The sequence below is a fragment of the Candidatus Eisenbacteria bacterium genome, assembly GCA_018831195.1.
Lineage (GTDB): Bacteria > Eisenbacteria > RBG-16-71-46 > CAIMUX01 > JAHJDP01 > JAHJDP01.
The window spans coordinates 1-4,102 of record JAHJDP010000060.1 but is presented as its reverse complement, the minus strand read 5'-3'; the positions used below and the strand labels follow the sequence as shown (position 1 = coordinate 4,102).

The following is a 4,102-nucleotide window of genomic DNA, read 5'->3' as shown; positions in this document are numbered from 1 at the left end:
TTAAAGACCCGTGTGGCTTGTGGAATCTGGCCAACATAAATGGAAACAACACATAATACGGCAATGAGGGCTGCCCGGGCCATCGCTAACGCCGGGATTGGGGCCAAGTTACAGGACGTCCGGTACATCGAGATCCTGGATGGTGACGGGAAGCTGCTCTTCAAGACGGAGCTGCCCGAGCTGGGCCACCAGGATCGGTAAAATGATCCTCTGCCGACCCCCATTTTGCGGCATCGGCCTCTGAGGAACTGTCCGTTTTGCGGCATGCCCCCTCTCGTAACTGCCCTTTTTGCGGCATCGACCCTCTGGAAACAGCCCGTTTTGGGACCTGAAAACGGCATCCGGGCAGCCAAACGGCATCGCCTCCAAAACAGGCCGGATCGGCTAACCCTTTATGGTGCAGCTGGATGCCTGTGTTTGAGGTCCGCTCAGATGCCTCGAAAATGGAAAAAATGGCCGAAATTCTGCCACTGAACTGCCCCAAGCGGGTCAAAATCGTCAAATCTGCCCTCAAACTGCCCCCTGATTGATCGTCGTGGTTGGATGGAAACGCGACGTGAATGTATAATTCGCGATATTGTGAAAGCTGACGCAATGTAAAAGCCGAACGAATGTTCAAGACGCATGGGTTTTGCCCGGCCTGCCCCCGATCCGCGAAGTGTTCTGAAAAGCCCGTCATTGCGGCGTTTCCCGTGCGTGCGGGCTCGTTGCGTTCCGGGGCAAAGTGGCGGCGTGCGGTGAATGAAGGGCGTGGTCGCCAGTGCTTCTGCAATTCGGTTAATGTTATAGCAAGCACGGGAGCACTCAGCATTGAATGTAATACTTTCAGTTTGGCCTCAATGTATAACCGCGTCCAAGCCATGCTTCATCAGCAATTGAAGGCGGCCCGGCGTGGCCCGATTCGGGACCGGTGATTGAGGCGACTGGCCAGGGTGCCGCACCATGAGCCCGTTTTTCCAGATATCCGGTATAACCTGTTGCCATTCTATCAGTTATCCCATTCTGGACTGGTCCCGGTCTCTGTACTACACTGCGGAAACAACCCTAAGCGAAAGGGGACGTGCGTATTTGTAAGATTCTATTCCGTACCATTTAAATCCGTCCCGCTCAGTGATATCATTAGTTCGCGTAGCCATTGCCCAAACATGATGGAAATATAAGATCGAACTTTAGGGCGATTTTAGCAAAACTTTCTGGCAGCCAATCGGAGACACTTTATGAATCTTAGACTCGCACTTCTACTTGTCTTTGCGTTTCTGGTTCCACATGTACAATCCTCGGCCTCAATACTCTTTGAAGATAACTTCTCTGATGGCTTCATAGGAGATCCTACGTATTATAGAATGGAGGGGACATGGTCCGAGAGTGGAGGTCATGGAATTGGTTCCTCCCATGACGGAGCACTACTCTGGTTGGCCGGTGAAGAATACGGATGGAACATTCAGGATGCACGCATAAGCATTCTGGCAGTTGAATCAAGCTACTATTTTCTTGCGGTCTACTATGGCGCTCCCTCAATTCTCGTTAAGTTCTCTCCGCAAGGTGATGAGGTGCAGATTATTCATGATGGGCAAACTCGGTACTACAATTGCGAGTTAGAATTTGAACAATGGTATCCAGTATCTATCAGTATTGACGACGGCTTTTTTACTGTATCAATTGGCAATATCTTCAGTGTCACTCGTCCGAGGGCGCCTGGGACACTATCGGGAGTAAGATTTGGCGGTCAGGGTTTCTGCGAGGGTTGGTTTGATGATCTAATCCTCATTGGCTCTGGAGCATCAATGCCGCCCCAGTTTGATCTGATTTATACTAATCCTGAGCAATCTTCATATCCATCTGATGGAACTGATATTGTTCGAATATCTACGCTTGTTGAAAGCTCTTGGGGCGTGGGAGATCTCAAGCTGGATATAGAACTGGACGGCAGGGAGCGGACTAATATACCGTTGCCAACTCATGAGTTCTATCTTGATATAGGCCAATCAACTGAAATTGTCATGTACTGGCAAATCCCCATTTGGTCGGGATGGAATGAGTATGACATTATTGCGACCCTTAAGGACAATCATGGCGATGTTTTGGATACGATTATTAACTATGATGCATTTGTAGTAACCCCGCTTACAGAACAGCAAATTCAAAACCTTCAGGACGAAACGAGCGCATGTTGGTTGGGGGCCGAGACAGAATGTCAACTCATGATTCAGGGCGTTGTCCCCTATGTCGGTTCTCTGGCTCATGGGGTGCTTTTTGTTGAGAAAATGTGTGAGGCTGGGGAGCTTCATCGTTCAGGCCGAGACCAAGAGGCGTGGGCTGCATTTTGGTCAGGGGCTATGAACTTTCTAAAAGTCGGTATGGACATCTATTGTGGGGCTGGGGGTTGCGAAGGAATACATGAGCAGATTGAGAGGGTTAAGATTAGCGGATCGGCATTTGAGTTTGCCAGCGAATGCATGAACAATGAGTTTTCAGAACATATTGAGTATGCTTTCACGCGCGGCGTACCCGAAGGCGAGTTAATCGATTCCTTGGCAGTATGGATGGCGACTGGAATGGATAGCTCTGGAGTGAATCTCGCTGACGTGCTCATGATCGAAGGTGAGGTTGGAATCCGAGTTGAAGCCGACAGTAGTTTCATGGAAGGGGACTCGACGGGCCTAAACCTGGCAATGAACATTAACCTAGGAGAGAGGGGCGCCGTTTCGCAAATCTATCCAGGCATTTGTCGCTTCGATTCTGCTGAAGATGCCAATCCTCATTCGGAAGCAACTATCCTCCTATCTTCGCAGGCTAATCAAACATTACACGTTGGCTTACTTCACGATACCCAATCGACGGGCCGTCTATTTTACAGGTACATGCCGTTCGAGGTCGCTGACAGTTCTATGGTCAGGATAGACGTCGCAGATAGTCTCTCTACAGTTACATTGGCCGTGGATATAGATGGCGACGGAACCACCGATTTCAATTGGCACCCTGATTTCGGAAGTGATGTGAACGAACCAGAACAGCCATTGGCACGGCCTGCTATCTACAGCCTCTCATCCCGCCCCAACCCCAGCGCGGGCTCGGCAACAATGTCATTCTCGGCTTCCCGATCGCTCAAGGACGTCCAGGTCGTGGTGTATGATGTTTCCGGACGTGAAGTGAGGCGGATTGCATTGGGTGACGTTGGGCCGGGGCGGAAGGAAGTTCTGTTGCGTTCGGCTGGGTCTGCTGAGCGGCTTGGAGCCGGAGTTTATCATTACCGGGTGGTTTATGCTGGAGGGCAGAGTGAGGCGGAGAGAGCAATCATTTTGCGATAATGGATGCGTCAGAATGATTGCGAAGAGAAGATGCGAGCGAGGGCCGCGCCAATGACCCTCGCAGGTAAGTGGAATGTAACTCAGTAGGAGAAGACCGGGCAGCCTCTACGGAATCCCCTATTTGTTCATGGGAGGCGGGCTCCGGGAGGCAAATATAATCCGTGATGTACCGGGCGGCTTTTTCTACAGATTCGTTAGATAGACATTTCTTTGACGATCGTAATTGGAGGTCATAACGATGGGATTAAAGTACATCTGTCCCAGCTGTGGATCGGAAGCGACTACGTTTTTACGAATCGGTGAGGAGACTCAGTGCAGTCATTGCGAAAATAGAATAGTAATTCCCGCGTCTGCCAAAGAAACGGGTGTTGCGCTCGAAAGCTTAAAAAAAGAACGTACGGTCAAGTCACCGTCTCCAGAAAAAGCTTCTGAATCACCCAAACAAAAAGTACCCTTCAGCATTGTCGTTCTTAGGGTAGTCGCTTGGCTCGAGTTAGTGGCTGGCGTTCTTCTGTGTATTTTTATTTGGATAGGCGTTCTCGAAACAGGTTTGCCCAAAATCACCGTCGGCATTGCGATATTCATTAATGGGATATTCGGTTGGGCGCTACTTATCGTTTTAGCCCAAATCGCTTTAGATATACGTATAATTCGAGCAACAAGATAAAATAAAGGCTCCATGGCCATATTGATAATCGATCCAATGCATATTGCCAGGATGATGACAGCGGGAGGAGCTATGCGGAAGAATGCTACCATAGAACCTGACAACATCTCCAACCGGAAAGGCGGTG

At 49.8% G+C, this 4,102-nt stretch carries 3 protein-coding genes; 2 read left to right on the top strand and 1 reads right to left on the bottom strand.

The window, feature by feature from the left end:
• Nucleotides 1–39: 39 nt before the first annotated feature.
• Both KJ970_10705 and KJ970_10700 read left to right on the top strand, forming a co-directional pair.
• Complete coding sequence (locus tag KJ970_10705; protein ID MBU2691384.1) at nt 40–201, top strand: hypothetical protein; 162 nt, start codon at nt 40–42, stop codon at nt 199–201.
• A gap of 1,211 nt (nt 202–1,412) precedes the next feature.
• Nucleotides 1,413–3,308 carry a hypothetical protein gene (locus KJ970_10700; GenBank protein ID MBU2691383.1) on the top strand — a complete coding sequence of 632 codons (1,896 nt, stop codon included), beginning with the start codon at nt 1,413–1,415 and terminating at the stop codon, nt 3,306–3,308.
• Between the two features lie 318 nt (nt 3,309–3,626).
• Here KJ970_10700 and KJ970_10695 read toward each other — a convergent pair.
• Nucleotides 3,627–4,102, bottom strand: a 476-nt coding sequence (locus tag KJ970_10695; protein ID MBU2691382.1) for a hypothetical protein, incomplete at its 5' end; no start/stop codon positions are given.

Excerpts from the sequence above, each read along its gene's own strand:
- KJ970_10705 (MBU2691384.1), top strand. The coding sequence starts at position 40 with ATGGAAACAACACATAATACGGCAATGAGGGCTGCCCGGGCCATCGCT.